At 33.8% G+C, this 23,101-nt stretch carries 22 protein-coding genes and 1 other RNA gene; 11 read left to right on the top strand and 12 right to left on the bottom strand.

What is annotated here, in order from left to right; all coding sequences use genetic code 11:
• Window positions 1-43 precede the first annotated feature (43 nt).
• The 4 genes from rny to C1H87_RS21495 form a co-directional block, all read right to left on the bottom strand.
• Window positions 44-1,618, bottom strand: coding sequence for a ribonuclease Y (rny, locus tag C1H87_RS21510; RefSeq protein WP_102757792.1), 1,575 nt, complete (start codon window positions 1,616-1,618; stop codon window positions 44-46).
• Window positions 1,619-1,674: 56 nt separating this feature from the next.
• Window positions 1,675-1,803, bottom strand: a non-coding RNA gene (gene ssrS / locus C1H87_RS21505) — 6S RNA.
• Between the two features lie 63 nt (window positions 1,804-1,866).
• Window positions 1,867-2,154, bottom strand: coding sequence for a cell division protein ZapA (locus C1H87_RS21500; protein WP_102757791.1), 288 nt, complete (start codon window positions 2,152-2,154; stop codon window positions 1,867-1,869).
• Window positions 2,155-2,169: 15 nt separating this feature from the next.
• Window positions 2,170-2,460, bottom strand: coding sequence for a hypothetical protein (locus tag C1H87_RS21495; RefSeq protein WP_102757790.1), 291 nt, complete (start codon window positions 2,458-2,460; stop codon window positions 2,170-2,172).
• Window positions 2,461-2,660: 200 nt separating this feature from the next.
• Here C1H87_RS21495 and C1H87_RS21490 point away from each other — a divergent pair, with 200 nt between their 5' ends.
• The 3 genes from C1H87_RS21490 (at window position 2,661) to C1H87_RS21480 (ending at window position 7,521) form a co-directional block, all read left to right on the top strand.
• On the top strand, window positions 2,661-4,346 hold the full coding sequence (locus tag C1H87_RS21490) for a M23 family metallopeptidase (RefSeq protein ID WP_102757789.1): 1,686 nt from the start codon (window positions 2,661-2,663) through the stop codon (window positions 4,344-4,346).
• Window positions 4,347-4,358: 12 nt separating this feature from the next.
• Entirely contained in the window at window positions 4,359-6,821 is a 2,463-nt protein-coding gene (locus tag C1H87_RS21485; RefSeq protein ID WP_233783246.1) for a TonB-dependent receptor, read from the top strand.
• 172 nt (window positions 6,822-6,993) lie between these two features.
• The gene (locus tag C1H87_RS21480; RefSeq protein ID WP_102757788.1) at window positions 6,994-7,521 is read left to right on the top strand and encodes a PH domain-containing protein; all 528 of its coding nucleotides are present in this window, start codon (window positions 6,994-6,996) and stop codon (window positions 7,519-7,521) included.
• On the opposite strand, the gene C1H87_RS21475 is transcribed toward C1H87_RS21480, so the two are convergent.
• Window positions 7,522-8,667, bottom strand: a complete 1,146-nt coding sequence (locus C1H87_RS21475) for a cysteine desulfurase family protein (RefSeq protein ID WP_102757787.1) — start codon at window positions 8,665-8,667, stop codon at window positions 7,522-7,524.
• A gap of 143 nt (window positions 8,668-8,810) precedes the next feature.
• Here C1H87_RS21475 and C1H87_RS21470 point away from each other — a divergent pair, with 143 nt between their 5' ends.
• Window positions 8,811-9,773: a hypothetical protein gene (locus C1H87_RS21470; protein ID WP_102757786.1), complete on the top strand. Its 963-nt coding sequence runs from the start codon at window positions 8,811-8,813 to the stop codon at window positions 9,771-9,773.
• 12 nt (window positions 9,774-9,785) lie between these two features.
• Here C1H87_RS21470 and C1H87_RS21465 read toward each other — a convergent pair whose 3' ends face one another.
• Both C1H87_RS21465 and C1H87_RS21460 read right to left on the bottom strand, forming a co-directional pair.
• A complete protein-coding gene (locus tag C1H87_RS21465; RefSeq protein WP_102757785.1) occupies window positions 9,786-10,349 on the bottom strand; it encodes a DNA mismatch repair protein MutS in 564 nt (187 codons plus the stop codon).
• Between the two features lie 2 nt (window positions 10,350-10,351).
• A complete protein-coding gene (locus tag C1H87_RS21460) occupies window positions 10,352-10,543 on the bottom strand; it encodes a hypothetical protein (RefSeq protein ID WP_102757784.1) in 192 nt (63 codons plus the stop codon).
• 172 nt (window positions 10,544-10,715) lie between these two features.
• Between C1H87_RS21460 and C1H87_RS21455 the strand changes: the two genes are divergently transcribed.
• The 3 genes from C1H87_RS21455 to C1H87_RS21445 all read left to right on the top strand — a co-directional run bounded on the left by C1H87_RS21455 (window position 10,716) and on the right by C1H87_RS21445 (window position 13,384).
• Window positions 10,716-12,476 (top strand): T9SS type A sorting domain-containing protein, encoded by a 1,761-nt coding sequence (locus C1H87_RS21455; RefSeq protein ID WP_102757783.1) that lies wholly within the window; start codon window positions 10,716-10,718, stop codon window positions 12,474-12,476.
• A 280-nt stretch (window positions 12,477-12,756) separates the two neighbouring features.
• The gene (locus C1H87_RS21450; protein ID WP_233783244.1) at window positions 12,757-13,038 is read left to right on the top strand and encodes a DUF2752 domain-containing protein; all 282 of its coding nucleotides are present in this window, start codon (window positions 12,757-12,759) and stop codon (window positions 13,036-13,038) included.
• Between the two features lie 13 nt (window positions 13,039-13,051).
• Entirely contained in the window at window positions 13,052-13,384 is a 333-nt protein-coding gene (locus C1H87_RS21445) for a CCC motif membrane protein (protein WP_102757782.1), read from the top strand.
• Window positions 13,385-13,475: 91 nt separating this feature from the next.
• On the opposite strand, the gene rocD is transcribed toward C1H87_RS21445, so the two are convergent.
• From rocD to C1H87_RS21430, 3 genes are all read right to left on the bottom strand, one after another.
• Complete coding sequence (gene rocD / locus C1H87_RS21440) at window positions 13,476-14,720, bottom strand: ornithine--oxo-acid transaminase (RefSeq protein WP_102757781.1); 1,245 nt, start codon at window positions 14,718-14,720, stop codon at window positions 13,476-13,478.
• Window positions 14,721-14,861: 141 nt separating this feature from the next.
• Entirely contained in the window at window positions 14,862-15,248 is a 387-nt protein-coding gene (locus C1H87_RS21435) for a DUF6768 family protein (protein WP_102757780.1), read from the bottom strand.
• Entirely contained in the window at window positions 15,238-15,792 is a 555-nt protein-coding gene (locus C1H87_RS21430) for an RNA polymerase sigma factor (RefSeq protein WP_102757779.1), read from the bottom strand. Before C1H87_RS21430 ends, C1H87_RS21435 begins: the two co-directional genes overlap by 11 nt.
• Before the next feature lie 190 nt (window positions 15,793-15,982).
• Here C1H87_RS21430 and rlmD point away from each other — a divergent pair, with 190 nt between their 5' ends.
• The 3 genes from rlmD (at window position 15,983) to C1H87_RS21415 (ending at window position 18,801) form a co-directional block, all read left to right on the top strand.
• The gene (gene rlmD, locus C1H87_RS21425; protein WP_102757778.1) at window positions 15,983-17,395 is read left to right on the top strand and encodes a 23S rRNA (uracil(1939)-C(5))-methyltransferase RlmD; all 1,413 of its coding nucleotides are present in this window, start codon (window positions 15,983-15,985) and stop codon (window positions 17,393-17,395) included.
• A gap of 103 nt (window positions 17,396-17,498) precedes the next feature.
• Window positions 17,499-18,101, top strand: coding sequence for a DUF6452 family protein (locus C1H87_RS21420; protein WP_102757777.1), 603 nt, complete (start codon window positions 17,499-17,501; stop codon window positions 18,099-18,101).
• Window positions 18,102-18,114: 13 nt separating this feature from the next.
• On the top strand, window positions 18,115-18,801 hold the full coding sequence (locus tag C1H87_RS21415) for a DUF6048 family protein (RefSeq protein WP_233783242.1): 687 nt from the start codon (window positions 18,115-18,117) through the stop codon (window positions 18,799-18,801).
• Window positions 18,802-18,830: 29 nt separating this feature from the next.
• Here the strand turns inward: C1H87_RS21415 and C1H87_RS21410 are convergent, their stop codons facing one another.
• Complete coding sequence (locus tag C1H87_RS21410) at window positions 18,831-19,877, bottom strand: ThuA domain-containing protein (protein WP_102757775.1); 1,047 nt, start codon at window positions 19,875-19,877, stop codon at window positions 18,831-18,833.
• Between the two features lie 483 nt (window positions 19,878-20,360).
• Here C1H87_RS21410 and C1H87_RS21405 point away from each other — a divergent pair, with 483 nt between their 5' ends.
• Window positions 20,361-21,776 carry an AraC family transcriptional regulator gene (locus C1H87_RS21405; RefSeq protein ID WP_102757774.1) on the top strand — a complete coding sequence of 472 codons (1,416 nt, stop codon included), beginning with the start codon at window positions 20,361-20,363 and terminating at the stop codon, window positions 21,774-21,776.
• A gap of 20 nt (window positions 21,777-21,796) precedes the next feature.
• Here the strand turns inward: C1H87_RS21405 and C1H87_RS21400 are convergent, their stop codons facing one another.
• A complete protein-coding gene (locus C1H87_RS21400; RefSeq protein ID WP_102757773.1) occupies window positions 21,797-22,954 on the bottom strand; it encodes a THUMP domain-containing class I SAM-dependent RNA methyltransferase in 1,158 nt (385 codons plus the stop codon).
• Window positions 22,955-23,101: the final 147 nt, after the last annotated feature.

Raw genomic sequence — 23,101 nt, 5'->3', positions numbered from 1 at the left:
AAATCCAGCGAAAGCTGGATTTTTTTACTTGTATATAATATATCTATTTAGCGATATTAACCGCTCTGGTTTCTCTAATTACAGTAACTTTAACCTGACCTGGATAAGTCATATCTGTTTGTACCTTTTGAGAAATGCTGAACGACAGATCTGCTGCTTTTTGATCATCTACCTTTTCACTTTCAACAATAACCCTTAGTTCTCTACCTGCTTGAATCGCATAGGCTTTCTTAACACCTGTAAATCCAAAAGCAATATCCTCTAAATCCTTTAAACGTTGTATATAACTGTCTAAAACTTGGCGACGTGCTCCTGGTCGTGCTCCCGAAATGGCATCACAAACCTGTATAATTGGTGCTAATAACGATTTCATTTCTATTTCATCGTGATGCGCTCCTATAGCATTACATACATCTCTCTTTTCTCCATATTTTTCAGCCCACTGCATCCCCAATATAGCGTGAGGTGTTTCCATATCTGCTTCTGCATCCGGCACCTTACCAATATCATGCAATAAACCAGCACGTTTTGCCAGTTTTGGGTTAAGACCTAATTCCGCAGCCATAACACCACAAAGCTTAGCTACTTCACGTGAGTGTTGTAATAGGTTTTGTCCGTAAGAAGAACGATACTTCATACGCCCTACCATCTTAATAAGCTCCGGGTTTAAATTATGTATTCCAAGATCGATTACTGTACGTTTTCCAACTTCAATAATCTCTTGCTCAATTTGTTTCTTGGTTTTCTTTACAATCTCTTCAATACGCGCTGGGTGAATTCTACCGTCGGTTACCAATTTATGCAATGATAAACGAGCAATTTCCCTTCTTACAGAATCAAAACAAGATAGTATAATAGCTTCTGGTGTATCGTCTACAATAATTTCAACTCCAGTAGCCGCTTCGATAGCTCGAATGTTTCTACCTTCTCTACCAATAATACGTCCTTTTACATCGTCCGATTCTATATTAAATACAGACACACAGTTATCCACAGCTTCTTCTGTGCCGATACGCTGTATCGTATTAATAATAACCTTTTTGGCTTCTTGTTCTGCGGTTAACTTGGCTTCTTCCAACGAGCTTTGAATATAAGCCATTGCATCATTTTTAGCTTCTCCTTTTAAAGATTCTACTAATTGTTCTTTGGCTTCTTCTGCAGAAAGACTGGAAATAACCTCTAATTGTTGTACCTGATTTTTATGAAGTTTATCGATCTCCTCTTGTCTCTTATCCAGTACATCGAGTCTATGATCATAGTCCTTAATCTTACCCTCTAAACTATCGTTAAGTTTTTTGTTCTTAGAAAGTTCGTTAGAGATTTGCGATTCTTTATCACGGGTACGTTTTTCGGCTTCTGCCATTTTCTTATCTCTCGATAAGATTACTTTTTCATGCTCAGATTTAAGCTCTATAAATTTTTCCTTAGCTTGAAGAATTTTATCTTTTTTTAGCCTTTCCCCCTCACTTTTAGCTTCTTTTAGTATTAAATTGGCATTTTTTTTCGCTTCTTTTATAAGTTTAGAAGCATTATTCTTTTCAATCCGCTTTGTTATAATAAAACCTATAATGAGTCCTAAAACAACCCCACCTACAGCATATATAATTGAGTTATCCATCGTTTTTAGTTAGTTAGTATATATAAAAAAGCCTACACCGGTATAAAGTTTTGTATAAACTCCTTAAAAACAAGTTTAGGGTTAACAAGCTGATCAAGGGTCTACCCAAGTACCGAAATAAATTCAGTACTAGTAGCATGCTTTTACAACTTAAACTCACCCTTTTTAAAGAATTAACGTTGAGTTTATCAAAAAAAATAACCAATGCAGGCAGTAACTTTTTAGTTTATTTTAAAGAACTTAAGAGATTAAACATAAGAACGTAACAAATCATTAAGCGCATTTAACTTCTCTTCCACATGTTCATTAACATTCTCTTTATTAATAGATTTCTGTTCTTCTTGAGAGGCAAACTGCAGGGCACACATGGCCAATACATCTTGTTTATCCCGAACAGAATAACTTTGCTCAAACTGTTTTATCATAATTTCAATGTTCTTAGCTGCTCTACGCAATCCTTCTTCTTGATTTGCTTCAATTGTTAAAGGATATACCCTGTTAGCTATAGATAGCTTTATTTTAAGCTTTTCAGACATTCAATTTATGTTACATTAATCGGATAGTTGTGCAATACAATGATCAATTTCTCTAATTAACGCGTTTATTTTAAGCTTAGTTTCTCTTTTATTATCGTCACCACCAAGTATCGTATTTGCAACTTTTAGAGCTTCATATTTTTCTTCCCAATTTGCCACAAGCAATTTTTGGTTTTGAATTTCTTTTTTTGAAACCTCTAATTCTTCGTTTAATTTGGAATTAGCAAGTTTTAAAAGCTCTAATTTGTGTAATACCTTACTAATTTTGTTTTCTAAAGAATCTACAATATCTTCAATATTACCCATTTACAAATTTGAATACTTATAACACAAAGTTAAGATACCTGTGTATAAATTACAATTGTTTTCCAATAAAATTTCAAAATCTATCAATATCTCTCATAATCAGACTAATATACAACTTTTGGTTCGATTATTGCTTTATCTAATTGTTTTATTCTTTGCATATCCATTACAAATTAATATTTTAGCCATTATACTTTTCTATGCGATTAACACTATTCTTTTTTTATATTTTTTCATTCTTTTTAAGTGCTCAAAATAATTATCCACAAGATTATTTTAGGAGTCCGTTAGAAGTTCCGTTAATATTATCGGGTACATTTGCCGAATTACGTTCAAACCACTTTCACTCTGGTTTGGATATAAAAACACAGCAACGCACCGGTTTAAAAGTTGTAGCTTCTGCTAACGGGTTCGTGAGTCGAATAAAAGTATCGCACTATGGCTATGGAAAAGCGTTATACATAACACATCCTAACGGATACACTACTGTTTATGCGCATTTACAAAAATTTGGACCAGATATTGAAGAATATATTAAAAAACATCAATACGAAAAGGAATCGTTTCAAATTGAACTGTTTCCTAGTGCCGAGCTTTTACCCGTTACAAAAGGCTGTATTGTAGGTTATAGTGGAAATACAGGAGGTTCTGGCGGTCCTCATTTACATTACGAAATTAGAGATAAAGAAGAACGCCCAATTAACCCTATGCTTTTTGGTATTGATATTAAGGATTCAACACTTCCAATAATAAAATCAATTTATGCGTACCCTTTAGATGAAAATTCATTTATAAGCAAAGCCAACACAAAACAGAAACTGCAATTAATTCCTCTTAAAAACGGCGATTATACCATTAAGAATATTGAAGCATACGGAAACATTGGGTTTGGTATTGAAACGATAGACAGACAGGATTTCTCAGCAAATTCCAATGGTGTTTATAACATTCAGACTTTTTTAAATGGCAGACAAAACTTCGAAATTGATTTTAGACGGTTTTCATTTAACGAAACAAAACACATCAACCAACTTATTGATTACGAACATTACACTACAAAAAAGAAACGTATTCAAAAATTATTCAAAAAAAACTCACCACTAAGTCTATATAAATCTGTAGTAAACAACGGCTATGTGTCTATGCAGGATAGCACTTATTCTGTTTATAAAATTAGAGTTACCGATTTTAAAAAAAATGAATCTTGGGTAACCATACATATAAAAGGTACTAAAGACTGTATTACCGAACCTGAAAAAAAGCAAACGACACCTTATTATATTAAAACGGATGAAGCGACCAATTTAGAAGAAGGAAATATTTCTGTTGAGTTTTTAAAAAATACATTTTATGATGACTTCTATATTGATTTTGAAGTAAAAAATGATACCCTTACGTTGCATGAAAATGTTATGCCCGCTAAGAAAAAATTCAATATTACATTCGACGTAAGTGCTTATAATGAAGAGGATAAAAGCAAGTTATATATTGCTCGTTTAATAGGTTCGCAAAAAAAGCCTGCACATATATCGACTAAAAGGAAAGGAAATCTGTTAACAGCCAGAACGAGAACCTTAGGGACTTTTGCCTTAGCAACAGATACTATTAACCCAACCATTACACCCATTAATTTTAAAGATGGGCAGTGGTTAAGCAAATACCGCTATTTAAAAGTTAAAATTGAAGATGAGCATTCGGGTATTTCCAAATATAGAGCCTCTGTAAACGGTAAATGGATCTTAATGGAGTACGATTATAAAAAAAATATGCTTACTCATGATTTTAATGACGGTATTATTACCGACACAAAAAATAATTTAAAGGTGATCATTACCGATAATGTAGGAAATAATTCTACTTTTGAAGCGTTATTTTACCGAAAATAAATTCAGACTCTTTTGAAAGCAAAAATACAACTATCTTTTTTTTTATTTCTCTTCATAATAACCGTTAGTTATTCGCAAACAGCAACCATTAAAGGAGTTATACTAAACGAAAATAATCGCCCTATTGAAAAGGTAAGCATTAAAACCGGAACCAATGGAACCGTAACAAACTCAAACGGTTTTTTTCTGTTAAAAATTAAGGCGAATGAAGATGTTACTGTAGAGTTTACACATCTCTCACATAAAAAAGTGGTTAGTACTTTTAATTTAAAGAATGGTGAAGAGTACGAATTCAATCCGGTAATGAGTACCTCTATTGAACAAATTGCAACCGTTGTGGTAACCAACAACAGACGCAAAGAAGTAGAGGGTGTTGTTACTTTAAAACCAGAAACCATTAGAAAAATACCCGGCGCCAATGCTGGGGTAGAAAATTTACTACTAACACTTCCTGGGGTAAGTAATAATAACGAATTGAGTACCCAATACTCGGTGCGAGGTGGTAATTACGATGAAAACCTGGTGTATGTTAACGATATAGAAGTATATCGTCCGTTTTTAATACGATCTGGACAACAGGAAGGTTTAAGCTTTGTAAACACAGATTTAGTGCAAAACGTCGATTTTTCGGCAGGTGGGTTTCAAGCCAAATACGGAGATAAACTATCTTCTGTACTAGACATTACATATAAGATACCTTATCAATTTGAAGTCAATGCCGATTTAAGTTTACTAGGTGGAAGTCTTTCGGTTGAAACGGTAAGTAAGGATTCGAGGTTTACCGGAATTGCCGGAATTCGTTATCGCGATAATAGTTTATTGGTAGATGCAAAAGAAACCGAAACCAATTTTACTCCAACTTTTGCAGACGCCCAAGCCTATTTTACTTATAAGGTTTCAAACAAGTTTCATTTAAGCTTTTTGGGAAATGCTTCATTGAATAAATATAATTACGAGCCACAAACCAGACAAACTAATTTTGGAACATTAAGTGAGCCAATAGCATTGCTGGTCTTTTATCAAGGGCAAGAAAAAGACCGCTACCAAACTTATTTTGGAGCTTTTAAAGGAACGTACTTCGCAAACGACGATTTAACACTTAAACTTATAGCATCTACATACCATACCACCGAAGAAGAATATTTCGATATTCTAGCACAATACAGATTGGGAGAAGTTAATACAGACCTAGGTAGCGGAAATTTGGGTAATGTTGAATTTAGTCAAGATATTGGTAGCCAGCTTAACCATGGACGTAACGATTTAGATGCCCTAATAACTAACATAGAGCATAAAGGTGATGTTAATATAGATGATAACAGAATTGAATGGTCTGTAAAATACACAAACGAAGATATACGCGATCGTTTAGTTGAATGGGAAGTTATCGATTCTTCTGGATTCTCTATTAGACCTCCTAGATCAATACCCGTAAACGAACAGCCATATGTACCATACAGTGGTCCTATTGAAGCATTTCAAAATGTAAGAACAAGAAATAATACGCAAATAAATAGACTGCAAGCCTATCTGCAATGGAGCAAACGCGCTACCATAGGCACAAGCGAAGTTTGGTATAATGCTGGAGTAAGAGCCCATAACTGGAGTGTTGAAGGCGATGGAATTACTTCATCTAATCAAACCGTATTCAGTCCTAGAGCACAATTTGCAATTAAACCAGATTGGGAAAAAGATATGCTTTTCAGGGTTGCTACCGGACTTTACTATCAACCTCCATTTTACAGAGAGCTTAGAGATGCTAGTGGTACAGTGCAACCTAAAGTAAAAGCACAGCAATCATTTCACTTAGTTTTGGGTAACGACTACAGTTTTAAAATGTGGGATCGCCCCTTTAAACTAACTACCGAAGCTTATTACAAAAATTTAACCGATGTAAATCCATATACTTTAGAAAACGTACGTATTCGATATAGGGCTAGTAATAATGCCAAAGCTTTTGCTTATGGATTAGACATGAGACTAAATGGCGAGTTTGTTCCCGGCACCGAATCGTGGTTTAGCTTTGGATATTTAAAAACTGAAGAAAATATAGATAACAGAGGCTATATAGCAAGACCAACAGATCAACGCTTAAAATTTGCTGCACTATTTCAAGATTATGTACCAAGTATGCCCAATATGAAAATGTACTTAAACTTGGTTTATAATACGGGCTTGCCCGGAGGTTCTCCAAGTTATGCAGACCCTTACCAATACCAAAACAGACTACCTGATTACAAACGTGCCGATTTGGGCTTACAACTTGTACTTGTTGATGCTAAAAAACAATTTAAAAGCGGTTGGAAAAAGCCGTTTAAAGAATTATCTTTAGGAGTAGAGATTTTCAATATTTTCGATGTTCAAAACTCTATTACTAACACGTGGGTAAGAGATGCATTTAGCAAACAGCAATATGCGATTCCTAATTACTTAACACCAAGGGTGTTTAATGTAAGAACGACCATGAAATTTTAATATTCAAATTTTAAAATGCTTAAAACCATTATAAATATATGCTTACTCACTAGCTGTATTAATTTGGTTTATACGCAACTTGCTTTATTTAAAATCGGAAAAACATCAGCTAAAAATTATTATAAAAGTTTAGCTCAAGCATTAATAACCACTCATTTTAAAATAATTTGATATGATGCAAACAGATATTATAAGAAAAGCAGAATTCAATCCAAATATTAAAACCTACATCTTTTTGGTAACTGCTTTCGTTCTACTCATTTCATTTATAGGCATTCCAATACTATTCTTTTGGTTCTTGGGATTTGGGCAATACTTCAGCAAACGTTATTATAAGACTATAGAATGCAAGCTTACCCACAGACATTTAGAATTTAAAAAAGGGGTTATGTTTAAAGTTGAAAAAACCATTCCATTAGAAAACATACAAGACCTTACTTTTATAGACAATCCGCTATTAAGAGTTTTAGATTTAAGAGTATTAAAAATTGAAACAGCAGGACAGAGCAACCCTAGAGGTAGTGATTTAAAGCTTATTGGTATTAAGGATTCTGTCGAGTTTAAAAAACACGTACTTAATCAAAGAGAAGTCATTCGATCTGGTTCAAAAGAAAATGAACAGAATATATCCTCCAACGAAAAAACCAATATGCTTTTGGAAGAAATAAGAGATCTTCTAAACGATATAAAGAATAAGTGATTAGTCTGTTATAAAATCCTTTAAAACATTAACTACATAATCCACGTCTTCCTTTGTATTATATATACTAAACGAAAAGCGAATAGAAGGTTTCTGTAAATCGGTATCGCTTAAAATTTCGGTTAAAACATGCGAATTTTGAGAACTCCCACTTTGGCAAGCACTTCCTTTAGAACATGCTATTCCCTTTAAATCTAGTTGAAACAATAACATGGCAGCCTTTTTGGGAGGAATAGGCAAACAAACATTAATCAGTGTATAAGTACTATTATCTAAATTGCCAGAATTACCATTAAAAGTAGCTTTAGGTATTTCTTTTACGATCTTATCGATAAAATATTGTTTTATCTCCTTAATGTAACTGGCTTCCTCTTTTAAGTTATCATAAGCCATTTTTAATGCTTCCTCTATACCTGTAATATTATGTACACTTTCGGTTCCTGCCCTAAGCCCTCGCTCCTGCTCGCCTCCAAAAATTAAAGGTTGCAAACCAGAATTTTTCCGAATAAAAGCAAATCCCACACCTTTAGGTCCATGAAACTTATGAGCACTTGCTGCCAAGAAATCAACTTCTATATCTTGTAAATCCATATCGTAATGCCCTATAGATTGTACGGCGTCACTATGAAACAGAGCATTATTAGCCTTACATAAACCAGAAACCCGATGCATGTCCAAAACATTACCTATCTCATTATTTATATGCATTAAGCTTACTAAAATTTTACCTTTAGTTTGCAATAAAGATTCTAAATGAGAATAATCTATATCACCATTAGCTGTAAGGTTAATATAACTAACCAATATGCCATATTCTTTCTTAAGTTGCTCAATGGTATGCAAAACAGCATGATGCTCAATTTTAGAAGTAATGATGTGCACCACTCCTAAATCCCTAACAACACTTCTTAATACTAAATTATCGGCTTCGGTTCCCCCAGATGTAAATACAATTTCTCCGGCAGATACATTTAAATACTTTGCAATAGTCTTCCTTGATTGTTCTATCAATGACTTTGCCCCCCTCCCAAAACTGTGCGACGATGAAGCGTTTCCATAATTGTGCCTCATAACTTCTGTAATAGAAACTATGACCTCGTCTCGTATTCGGGTTGTTGCAGCATTATCAAAATACACAGGCTTCATAAAAAGAGATTTTTATCAATTCAGTACAAAAGTTAGAGAAACAAAAACTTTTAGGGGGCAAAAATACTTGAAATAAAATTATTAGCAATAAGCTACGTTATAAATAACAATTACTTTATTTTTGTCTCAAAAACCCAATGTCAATGCGTAAATTATTTTTAGTTCTATTAACCTTAAGTCTGTTAAATATATACTCTTGCGATGACGGTGATGTAATTACTGTAACGTTAGAATTTGGTGAAACCTTCCAAGCTTGTCAAGGCACAAAAGGTGTTGTGTTTTATAAAACTAAAAGTGATCCGTCTGAATCTTTATCCCTGTTTGTTTCGGGTTTAAATCTTGATGACATCTTTGTGCTGGATGAAACTACTCAAAAATATGAAAAAACGGTTGTATTAAGTTCATCCAACCCTTCTAACTATAGAACATATAGCAATGATAAATTGCCGACAAGTGGCTTATTTTGTAGCGACGTTCCCTCTTCTGAAGTAAAAATAACTAATAATACAACAAGTGAAGATGGAACTGCTTTTATAGAAACTGTTTTAACAGAAGATGACGAAGATGGTATCCCTGCAAATTTAGAGGATTTAAATAAAGATGGTAATCTTGAAAACGATGATACAGATAAAGATGGCATACCCAATTACCTTGATGCTGATGATGATGGTGATAACGTTTTAACCAAAGATGAAAACCCCGATTTAGATGGAGATGGAAATATAACAGATGCTCAAGATACTGATGGTGATAAGATTCCTGATTATTTAGATTTTGATGATGATGGAGATGGTGTTGACACTCGAAATGAAGAAACCGAGACCCAGAACCAAGACCCAACAGACGATAATCCCAATAATAATACAAATGAAGATGGCAGCCCGCTCTATGATTATTTAAACCCAGCTGTAGCTAATAACGTACCACCTGAAGAAAAATATAGAACTCACACTATTTTTATAACAAAAACAGTAACAATTAAATTTACCAATTTTGATTTAGATCAAGTTTCTTTTGATGAATTTGATTTTGGAATATTGACCGGTAATTCTAAATTGCAAAGTTCAAGAGAAGGGGAAACTATTTTTAAGCCATACGACGACTAAAAGAACCTGTTCTTAATTAGGCACTATATTCTGGTAAATATAAACTTCGGTAGCTCCTAAACCATACTTTTGGTAATTAGCGTCGTAAAACTTTATATTGTTGTAGCGCCCAAACAAATATTCCAATTCTACTTTTAAAATACCTTCTCCAACACCATGAATGAATACAATTTTTGGAATACGTTTGGCAATGGCAAAGTCTAATTGACGCTTAGCAGTATCCAATTGCAAAGTCAAAATATCGTATTTAGACATTCCCTTTGAAGACTTAACCAACTTGTTAATATGCAAATCAATCTCCATGGTTGGTTCATACCTATCCTTAGGTTTCTTTTTGATTTGTGTTCGTTTGGAAGGCTGTTCTTTCTCAAAAACAACATCATTAATTGTTTTTTTAGAGAATACTGCTTGGGAAAAACTTTTACCGGTATTGTTAGCAACCAGCTCATCACTTTTAAAGTCCAATAAAAACCCATCTTCTGTTTCTATAGAAATAACATCCCCAGAAATTTGTTTTATAACACCAGACAAGTCGTCATCGATAACCATAACAAAATCTCCTAGTTTTAAAGACATAACTAATCGTTTTCAAAATTATCAACATCTTCACTTTCTTGCCTACTAGGAACACTTCTGGATACTCTATATACACCCAGCATTAGTATAATAATTCCACCTATTAAAATATATTCATTTTGCTCGGTTTCAGCTTTAGCATAAATGGCAACAACTGCCCCAATTATAATTAATATGTAATTCAAATACTTCATTACTAATAATGTCTTCTTTTAGGTGTGCAAATTACGTTAAAAATTAGATTTTTCAGTAGTGATTTTGCTAGTGTTTTTTCGCTTAAAGGCGCATTATACCGATAAAAAAATTGTTTTTGTGAAAAATTATATATATTTGTTATCCCTTTATTTACTATAACCTATATGAGCTATGTTTAACAAATATGCCTTTTTATTGCTTTTAATCGGCAATTTAGCCTTCTCACAATTATCAGTTAGGAATGATGCTTACGTTTTTATTAATGATGAAATCGTTTTTGTTGAAGACGACATTAACTTAAATGAAGCCAATAGTAGTATGTACTTGCGTAACGAAGCCCAAGTAATACAAGGTACAGGCGTTACCGGAAACTCTGGAGTAGGCTCACTTAGTGTTTATCAAGAAGGAAATGTTGATGAATATGAATATAATTATTGGTGCTCGCCAGTGGGTACTACTACCAATAATTCTGTAAACAATCCATTTGGAATTACACTCCTAAATGATGTTACTGGCCTTATAACATCTACCCCTGCCGGTACTGCACAAGATCCTAATCATAATGGATCGTCAAGCCCATTAAATATTGAGCCACGTTGGATATACAAAACAATTGCTTCTGATAGTTATTATGATTGGGTACAGGTATTGACAGCAAGTACAATAAATCCAGGTGAAGGTTTTACCATGAAAGGTACTGCAGGATCTGGTGATGCACAACAATACGATTTTAAAGGTAAACCTAATAATGGCACCATGTCGGTTGCTGTTGAAACCGGTAAAGAAAGCTTGGTTGGCAATCCATATCCTTCTGCTTTAGACGCTTTTGCTTACATTCATGACCTTGAAAATAGAACTGTAATTGATGGTACTTTACGATTTTGGGAGCAAAACCCTGCAATAAACTCACATCTCTTAAAGGCCTATGATGGTGGATATGCTTCTTATACCATTGATCCTACGGGTACCATAGAAACTCCTGTAGCTGCTGTATATAATACCTATAATGGTGATGGCTCTATTAATACTGGCAATACCGGAACAGGCAGCAAAATCCCAACACAATACATACCAATAGGACAAGGTTTTATGGTTGTAGGAAGTGCCAATGGCGTAGTAAAAGCAAAAAACAGTCATAGAGTATATATAACAGAAGCGCATGCCGATAGTCGATTCTTTAAAAGTTCGAATACAAAAAAGAAAACCTCTAAAGCTGCTAATAGTTTTGTTCAGGTACCGAATGACGCTAAACGATTTAGGTTAAATGTTGATTTTAATGATACATATACCAGACAATTGGTCGAAACATTTCATAATTCGGCTACAGATGGTTTTGATTACGGTTTGGAATGCAAAATGTTTATACAAGACATTTTACATTCGGATGCATATTGGCTGATTGATGAAAAACCATACGTAGCAGAAGCATTGCCTTTCGATGTTGCTTTAAGTATTCCTTTGTCTATTAAAGTAACCACAGAGTCTCAAATTAAAATTAGAATTGCAGATGTGCAAAATTTTGACAACAGTCAACCCATTTATGTACACGACACAGAAAACAACACTTATACCGATTTAAGAACCCAAGATTTTAATGTTACTATTGAAGCTAATAACTATCCGGATAGGTTTAAAATTGTATTTAAAGAAGAGACTTTAAACACTACCGAAATTAATTTGGATGATTTAACCATATTCCATAATAATAGTATTTCTGAGCTTAAAGTATTAAACCCAAATGCTGTAAACATAGAAACATTAAGTTTATTTGATGTTACTGGTAAAGAAGTAAAAAAGGAAAGTATAAACAACTCTAAAAAAGCTTATACTTACTCGACAAAACAACTTCGTAACGGTGTATATATTGCGAAAGTAATTTTAAGCAACAATCAAGTTTTAAACAAAAAAATCATCATTGAGAATAAAAAGTAAGGTTCCATTTCACCTTTACTTACCTAGATGACTTTAGTAGATTATTTATAACTAATATTATGAAAATAAACTACTAAGACTAACGGTTCATTTAGTTCTAGCCATTATTCGTTATTTGCCATTCTGTTATATGATAACTGTACTAAATGTTTTAGAAAAATCTTTTGCATTCTACCAAAACAACTTACATCATATTAGTTATTGTTATTTTATTTTAGGTGCTTAGAAACAAAAACTTATATCCTTTTACTATTTTAGCACCATAATATTTTATCACCTCATGCAAGCTTTAAACGATTACATGCTACCATGTTTAAACAAAAAACTTTTTGGAATAGAGTGCATGGGTTGTGGTTTTCAAAGATCTATCGCCTTAATATTTAAAGGACAATTTGCAGACGCCTTTTATATGTATCCAGCCGTTTATACGCTTTTACTACTTTTTATTTTTATAGTTATAAATATGTTTAAAAACTATAAACATGCTTACAAAATAATTGTTATTTTGGCTATAATTAATACAATTATCATTATTACAAATTTTATATTAAAAACCTTCTAATTACAAACAAACGATGGAACAACAAAAATTACCAAATTCAACACTAATTTTAGTTTTCGGAATCCTATCTATAGTAACTTGTTGTTGCTATGGTATTGTTGGTTTAATCCTAGGAGTTGTTGCTTTAGTTCTAGCAAAAAAGGCCACTCAATTATATGCCGAAAACCCTGAAGATTACACTGGATTTCAAAACGTTAAAACAGGTAAAGTACTTGCTATAATTGGTATTGTTTTAAGTCTCCTTTATGCTATTTTTGTTATTTGGCTATTCGCTACATTTGGCTGGGAAGCCATGCAAGATCAAGAATTAATGCAGGAAAGAATGAGAGAAATGTTCGATCAATAACAAATAATATCTTAAAAAATCATACAAAAGAGGCTGTTTGAAATATACAAAATTCAAACAGCCTCTTTAAGTTTTTACGCTTTGCTAAAAATTATTCCTCGAACGCCTTCAGCGTTTTTATAATAATACTAACACAATCCAATAATTGTGCTTCATTCATTATTAACGGAGGCGCAAAACGTATAATATTTCCATGCGTAGGTTTTGCAAGCAACCCATTATCTCTTAAAGCCAAACAAATATTCCAGGCAGTATCGCTATCTTCGTCATCATTAATAAGAATAGCATTTAGCAATCCTTTTCCTCTAACAAGTTTAGCGATGTTACTGGTTTCGATATATTTGTTTAATTCGCTTCTAAATATAGCTCCAAGTTTCTCTGCATTTTCAGCTAGTCTTTCATCTCTAATTACCTCTAGAGCAGCTATAGCTACAGCAGCAGCTACGGGGTTTCCTCCAAACGTACTTCCATGACTACCTGGCTTAATAACATTCATAATGGCATCATTAGCTAAAACAGCCGATACCGGATAAACACCACCACTTATCGCTTTACCCAGAATTAAAATATCTGGTGTAACATTTTCATAATTAACAGCTAATAGTTTCCCTGTTCTGGCAATGCCTGTCTGTACTTCATCTGCAATAAACAAAACATTATATTGCTCACAAAGTGCTTTGGCCTTGGTCAGATAACCTTCGCTAGGCACATAAACCCCAGCCTCTCCTTGTATAGGTTCTACTAAAAACCCTCCAATATTAGGGTTGTTTTGTAAAACAGATTCTAATGCTTCAAGATTATCGTATTCAATTTTAATGAATCCATTCGTATATGGTCCAAAATTTTCACGCGCAACCGGATCATTCGAAAATGAAATAATTGTTGTGGTACGCCCATGAAAATTATTCTCGCATACAATAATCTCAGCTTTGTTTTCATCAATGCCCTTTACCTCGTATGCCCACCTTCTACATAGCTTTACTGCCGTTTCTACAGCCTCAGCGCCTGTATTCATTGGCAGCAACTTGTCAAATCCAAAAAACTCGCAGGCAAATTTCTCGTACTTGCCAAGCATATCATTATAAAAAGCCCTTGAGGTTAGCGTTAATGTTTGGGCTTGTTGCACCATAGCATTAACAATTTTTGGGTGACAATGCCCTTGATTAACGGCAGAATATGCAGAAAGAAAATCGTAGTATTGTTTTCCGTCTACATCCCATACATAAACACCTTCTCCCCTGCTTAATACAACAGGTAATGGATGGTAGTTATGTGCACCGTACTTGTTTTCTAAATCAATTAATTGATGTGATGTTTGTTGTTCTAAAATTGCCATTTTAAAAAAAGTTTAAATATGAAAAATATGCAATTCCTACTGTACCTTTATCCTTTCGAAACAACGAAAATTCAGCGTGGGAGAGAAATCATCCCCGAATAAGGCTGTAAAGTTAACAAATATCGGCTGTATTCTAAAACCTTATTCAGACATTTTACCAGAAAGCGAAGACACCTGTAACTCCAAACGCTTTACCTCTCTAATTATAGCATTTTTGTCCATTTGCATCCAGGCAAAAAGCTTTAGCATGCTTATTGCCATTAAAAATATTACGCTTCCAAATCCCCATTTAAGCATTTCATTAGTATTATCGGTGCTAAAAAACTGAACAATACAATACCAAAATAGAAAAAAGAATATAATGGTTACTATATTGATTAAATACATAATCCATTTGTTTTTCCCTTGAAATAGTCCAACTACCATTTGAAATAAATTCTGCTCATTTAATTTATCATAAAACTTAGCTTCCTCTTCAGTTAAAGTTTCTTTAATCAACTTATCTATGTCTTCCATATTAGTCTTCATAATTTCTATATTTTAATGTTTCTTTTAATTTTTCCCTTGCATGAAACAACCTCGATTTTGCTGTTCCTACAGATATGTTTAAAATAGCGCTTATCTCTTTTAACGAATAATCCTCAACATAAAACAACTTAATAACAGCTTGCTGATTATCGGGTAGTTTCTTTACCGTGTGCAAAAGCTTTCGTTTTAATGACTCATTATCATCGTCCTGCACATCTAAAATATCCTGTTCATATTTATAACTCTCTAGCTCGCTTAGTTTTCTGTTTTTAGCCTTAATTAAATCTATAGATTTTGTGTATACAATGCGCATTCCCCAACTCCCAAAACTTTCGGGGTTATTTAAATTACATATTTTGTCCATAATAATGTTCCAACTATCCTGAGCAATATCTTTAGCAGCATCAGCATCCTTTAAAATATAAAAAGCCTTTTCACAGAATAATTTATGCCATCGCTTTACCAAAACCACCATAGCGCTTTTGTTACCAGATTGATACTCTAAAACAAGTTGCTTGTCTATTTTTCGTTGTTCACTATTCATTCCTATCGATCAACTTACACTATAGAGACTCTAAAAATTAAAAAAGGTTCATTTTTTTACACTTGCAGATCATGATTTGTTTTGAGTAAAACCAAAGCAAGCTTAAGCCCAAAAAAGCCTTTATAAAAATCTTCTTAAAGTTAATGGAAATAAAACCTTTTATATTTGTCGCTATTATTATTTTTGCAGCATGTCTAGAAGAAAAGCAAAGAAACAAGTTTTTGAGCAAATTGAAGTTATTGATGCCGGGGCTAAAGGAAAAACCATAGCCAAAGCACCAGACGGTAAAGTGGTTTTTTTATCGAATGCAGTACCTGGCGATATTATTGATATACAAACCTTTAAAAAACGTAAAGCCTATTACGAAGGAAAGGCCATAACGTTTCATAAATTATCCGATAAAAGAGTACAACCTGAGTGTGAGCATTTTGGAACTTGTGGTGGTTGCAAATGGCAAAATATGGCTTACGAGCATCAATTGTTTTACAAACAAAATGAAGTTACCAATAATTTAACCCGCATAGGACACATTGAACTTCCGGAAATAACACCTATTCTAGGATCCTCAAACCAATATTTCTATAGAAATAAAATGGAATTTTCTTTTAGCGATAGCCGTTGGTTAACCATAGAAGAAGTACAATCTGATGAGGATTTAGGCGATAGAAATGCGCTCGGATTTCATATTCCGGGTATGTGGGATAAAATTCTTGATCTTAAAAAGTGTCATTTACAAGCAGACCCTTCAAACGCTATTAGAAATGCCGTTAAGCAGTTTGCTATTGATAATGAACTGGAGTTTTTTAACACCCGTAATCAAACAGGATTATTAAGAACCATGATGATTCGTACATCCAGTACTGGCGATATTATGGTGTTGGTCCAGTTCTTTAAAGACGATAAAGCAAAACGCGAATTGTTATTAGACTATATCGCCGACACATTTCCACAAATAACGTCGTTACAATATGTTATTAACGGAAAAGCTAACGATACCATTTACGATCAGGACGTTATTTGCTACAAAGGTGAAGATCATATTTTTGAAGAAATGGAAGGCTTGAAGTTTAAGATTAATGCCAAATCATTTTATCAAACCAATTCGGAACAAGCTTACGAATTATACAAAATAACTAGGAACTTTGCAGGATTAACAGGTAATGAACTTGTTTATGATTTGTATACAGGAACAGGAACCATAGCCCAATTTGTTGCCAAAAAGGCGAGCAAAGTTATTGGTGTAGAATCTGTTCCAGATGCTATTACAGCAGCAAAAGAGAATGCACAATTAAATAATATAAATAACGTTGAGTTTTATGTTGGTGACATGAAACAAGTTTTTAATGATGTATTTTTAGCCACACATGGTCAACCAGATGTTATTATAACCGATCCGCCACGAGATGGTATGCATAAAGACGTTGTACAGCAAATATTGAATATAGCACCTAAAAAAGTAGTTTATGTAAGTTGTAACAGTGCCACACAGGCCAGAGATTTGTCACTAATGGATGTTGCATATAAAGTAACGAAAACACAAGCAGTAGATATGTTTCCGCAAACATTTCATGTTGAAAATGTGGTACTACTTGAAAAGCGATAAAGTATGTATATTAGCTTAAAAAAATTGAAAAACAACAACTATTAAGTTTCTTAAGGAACTCTAAACTCAATTGATAAATTAATTCTATATACAAAAAAGATTAATGAGAAAAAGAAACCTAAGCCTATTACTAATCGCCTTGTTAACGATAGGGTATTTTAGTTGCGAACGCGACGATATTTGTCCCGGAAGCACACCTACCACCCCAAGAATAATTATAAAATTTCTTGATGCAAATGATGAAGAAAGCACTAAAATTGTCTCTAATTTGGTTGTTATTGGGGTAGATGAATCGTTTAATTTACCTAACCCTATCAATGTTGGTAATGAGCATATTCTTCCCGAATATAATCTTCCGGTGAATGTCGACAACCCAACAAGAATAGATAGTGTTTTTCTGCCGTTAAGAACAGATTTAGACAAAACACAATATATCCTTATATCTCAAGCTGGAATAAACGATAACGGTACAGCAGAGGATGCATCAGACGACTATATTTCTGGGAACTACGATACCATTACCTTAGACTATAGTCGAGAAGAGGTATTTGTATCAAGAGCTTGTGGTTATAAAACTATTTTTAAAAATGTAATACTCAGCTTAGAAGATAGCGATCCAGACATGTGGATACAATCCAGAAAGACCTTAACCGATAACCAATCTGTAGAAGATGAAACAGCATCACACTTTGCATTGTCTCATTAGAGGACTTATATGCATGCTCCTTTTGAGCATATCTGCAAACGCTCAAAACGACAGCATTATTAGTACGCCTAAAGACTCCGTGAAAGTTAAATTAAAATACGGACTTCGTGTAGGTGGCGATATTAGTAAACTTGTTAGATCTTTTGCAGAGAAAGACGAATATACCGGGTTTGAGATTTCTGCCGATTATAGGATAAAAAAACGTTTATATATAGCTGGTGAAATTGGTACTGAAGAAAAAAATACCGTTAATGAGGTTTTAGATATTACAACTAAAGGATCTTATCTTAAGGCTGGTATTGACTATAACCTATACCAAAACTGGTTGGATATGGATAACATGATTTATTCTGGTTTCCGAATAGGCGCAAGTACATTTAGTCACGATCTAAATAGTTTCAACGTTTATAGTACCAATCAATATTGGGTCACTCAATTTTCGTCTAATGAAAAACAGGAATTTAAAGACCTAACAGCGTTTTGGGTAGAGTTTATTTTAGGTATAAAAGCAGAATTATTAAACAATTTATACCTGGGCTTGAATGTACAGCTTAAAATGATAGCTAGCGAAACCGTACCCGATAATTTTGGAAACGTTTATATACCAGGATTTAATAAGACTTTTGATAGCAATGGTGTAGGTGTAGGATATAGCTATACGTTATCGTACCGTATTCCACTTTATAAAAAAGACAAGTAACTATATTTTACTGCACATACACGTAAAGGCTATTTTTTAAATTTTCTGGAGCTCAAGGTTTCTGAAGTTGGAAAATCTTCCGGAATACTCTGGGTAACCTTACCTGTTGCTGCCCATTCTGCACCACGTTGAAGTGTTGTTATAAAACCTACACATTCCATGGAATAATCCATATGACCCAAAGCCGAATGGAATACACGCCCTTTGCCATACTCAACAGCCATTAATAATGGTTCATGCCTGCCACTACGGCCTTCGTTCTTGTTTTCCTTTGTAGCATCAGCTTCAACTCCCGAAAACGCTGTGGCCAATATGGTCATGTTTTTAGCAGGCCCCCTCATGCGCTCGTATAATTCATCTTTGGTATGCATCCAAGTATCAGGCAGTCCCTTCATAATAGGATGTTCTGGAGCACGGGTTTTTAACTGAAACTCATGCTGCGGACCATGACTTGCACAAGGACCATCGGAAGTATCATGTTTTAATTCATCTTTTATATCATAATACACATAAGGGCCGCTATGGGTACCTCTACCTCCCCACCCTCCTAGAGCAATAATTTTATTGAATTCTTCCCAATCGCCCCAAGGATTATTTGCCGCATGTACAAGAACAAATCCACCACCATTCATCATATAGTCCTCAAAATTCTTCTTAGTAATCTCATTCCAGTTTGCCGTTTTCCATCCAAAATTTGAAATAACAACATCATAAGCCTTAAAGTCTGGGCTAAAATTAGGATCATGCTTAGGTTCTTCAACCAGTGTTCTTTCCCCTTGCTCATCTATGGGATACATGCCTAACAAATCATTAATATCGTCTACACCTTCCATCTTATTATAATGTGGTCCAATCCACATGTAATCTGTGCGTTCAACATCCACTTCAAACAACCCGGTTTCTTCCAAGTAGTTTTTCATCATAATGGTTGTTTTTGGCCATACACCATGGTTGTTTTGTCCGTCGATAATTAATGCTTTTAATTTTGCTTTTGGTGGCGCTTCGCAAGCCTGTAATGTTGCAAGTAACATGAAAAATAAAGCGCAAAGCATGAAAGGTTTTTGAATTCTGGGCATGAGATAATGAATTAAATAAAAATTTTACTAAATATACAACACTTATGCATTTCAATTAGAACTCATCTTGACTTTTTGTTTTTAACCGAAAATGAGATGAAATTTGACCAGATAAGGCACTTTTTGAAAGCTATAGCAGGGTTACAGATAAAAAAAGTAACGCAATATGGATAAATTTCAGTCATTTTTTAGGAAATAGAAAAAGTCAAGATGAGTTCTTAGCATTACAATCAACAAGACCACAAAAAACTTCTTTTTGTTATAAAATTCACAAATAATAAAGTAAATGATCCTCGGGGCAAGCGCAAGAGGTATTATACATAAGATCCCGCTGGATACCGAAACGAGTTCAGCACAAAAAGCGGGATTAGTTCTACTTACTATTTTAAATGCTTTGCTTCGCAAATTTTCAAAATAGAGTTTCACTAATAAAAAACATGATTCAGTTTTGCTATATTCGTTGTATAGATTAACAGATTGAAGATGAACAATGACACAAACAAAACATATATAAATAGAACTAATATTGTTATTGACTACATTGAAAAGAACTTAGACAAAGAATTATCGCTCGATCTGCTATCTCAAAAAGCAAACTACTCGCCTTTTCACTTTCATAGACTTTTCAAATTAATAACCCGAGAAACCATTAACATCTATATTAATAGAAAAAGGGTTGAAAAAATTGCTTCAATTTTATTGGTAGGCACTCAGGAACCTATTAATCAGCTTGCATATAGATATGGCTTTAGCAGTGGCAGCTCTTTTACAAGAGCCTTTAAAAACTTTTATGGAGTAAGCCCTTCAAAATTTACTTCTAAAGATGTAATTCGCAAGATTGGTAAATCCAAAACAACTATTGAAAAATATATTTGCCAAATAGACAATAGTTTAAACTGGATTAAAATGAATGGACACATAGAAATAAAAGAACTTGCTGGCATGCGCCTTATAGGCATGACCCATATAGGTGAATTTAACAAAGTTGCCGACACTTTTAAAAAGCTAATGACTTGGATGGAATCTAAAGACCTTCTTAATACGCCCAACTTAAAAGCCGTTACGCTATATCACGATAATCCAAAAGTTACAGAAGATTCCAAAGTAAGATTAAGCACTTGTTTCACCATTCCCAATGGCGTTAAAGCCGAAGGTGCATTAAAACTAGTTAACATTCAAAAAGGTTATTATGCTGTAGGCCATTTTGAAATAACTACGGATGATTTTTCAAAAGCCTGGAATGGTATGCTTACTTGGGTTTTGGAAAACGAATATGAATTTGAAGACGGTCATTATTTTGAACTATATCATAATGATTCTAAAACACATCCAGAACATAAATTTATTGTAGATATATATATTCCCATAAAAAAACCTCGTTTAGAACATAATCGAACCATAAAAAAAGAGCAACAGCTCGCAAATGATGATTTAACACATTACAGAAAACAAATTAAGCAAGGAGATATACAGAAAGATTATAAAACGTTGTTAACCTATATAAAAAAACTAAGAACTTATTTTATAAAAACGTACCCTTTTGACTATAAAGCTGGGCAGATTTATCAAGGAAGCATGGATTATTCATACTTTACTTTTACGCCTGTTTCGCTGACAAACATGAAGTTAAAAATCGTTATCATTTTTAACCACACAAAAATGCAATTTGAAATATGCCTGGCTGGACGAAATAGACAAATTCAAAAAGAATATTGGAATATATTTAAAGATAGTGACTGGAATAAATACCACATCCCAGATAACTTGAAAGGACACTCCATTGTAGACCATATAATCATGGAAAACCTCAACTTCAATAATTTCAATGCACTATGCCAACAGATTGAAGCCGAAACTATGGTATTTATAAAGGATATTGTGAATGTACTTGAGGCTTAATTCAAAACCATACCAAGTAATTACTTCATATACTTCCCTTTCTTACTCCCCTCATACATTACATATTTAACCAAACGCGATTCCAGTTTAGCGTTAAATAATTGAATTTTACGAGAAGGACGTAAGCCCACGTGTTTTAGTGCATCAAGGTTAGAGGTAATAAACCATGCGTCTGTTCCTGGGTAATTTTGTTTTAAGGTATCCCCAATATTTTTATAGAATTGCTCCATATCAATATCCAAACGTTCACCATAAGGTGGATTAAATACCATATGTAACTTCTCCTCACCTGCTTTTTGGGTTTTAAAGAAATCTTCATGTTTAACCTCGATAAAATCGTCTAATTGCGCATTCTTTACATTATCTCTGGTTTTAGCAACCGCACTTGGAGCCTTATCGTACCCGATTATTTTATGATGAAAGTCTCGAGCCTTTTTAAGTAAGGATTCTTCTATTTTTTCAAATAGATCAACATCCCAATCCTGCCAGCGTTCAAAAGCAAACTCTTTACGCATTAAATTAGGTGGAATATTACAAGCTATCATAGCTGCTTCAATGAGCATCGTACCACTTCCGCACATAGGGTCCATAAAGTCGGTTTCACCATCCCAACCCGAAAGCATAATCAATCCAGCGGCCAATACTTCATTAATTGGTGCAATATTGGTTGCCGTTTTATAACCACGCTTATGCAAAGAATCTCCCGAAGAATCTAACGATATGGTACATTGGCGTCTATCTACATGCACATTGATTTTTAAATCAGGAAACTTTAAATCTACATTAGGCCGTTGTCCGGTAGTATCACGAAACTTATCTACTATAGCATCTTTTGTTTTTTGTGCTATGTATAAAGAGTGCGAAAACAAGTCGGAATGAATGGTAGCATCTACAGCTAAAGTACCAGTAGGCTTTAAATATTGATCCCACTGCATGGCATAAATCTTATTATATAGGTCTTTTTCGCTATTAACAGTAAATGTGTGGATGGGTTTTAAAATTTTAATAGCGGTACGTAACCCTAAATTGGCTTTGTACATAAACCCCTTATCTCCCGAAAAACTAACGTTTCGAACTCCTTTTTTTACATCTTGAGCCCCTAATTGTGTAAGTTCGTTTGCTAATAATTCTTCAAAACCAAACAAAGTTTTGGCTACCATTTTGAAATTTTCTTCCATTTTTTCCTACTACTTACTAATTACACTTTATTAGCTTGCAAAAATAGCGTAATTTTGTGTTAAATTAATGTTAATATGAATCAGGTTTGGGGCACAGTTAAAAGCTGTTTGAAAAGTTATATTAATTCACTTTTTAAACACTTTAAC

The organism is Flavivirga eckloniae (genome assembly GCF_002886045.1).
Classification (GTDB): Bacteria; Bacteroidota; Bacteroidia; order Flavobacteriales; family Flavobacteriaceae; genus Flavivirga; species Flavivirga eckloniae.
This window is presented reverse-complemented; position numbering and strand designations above follow the sequence as displayed.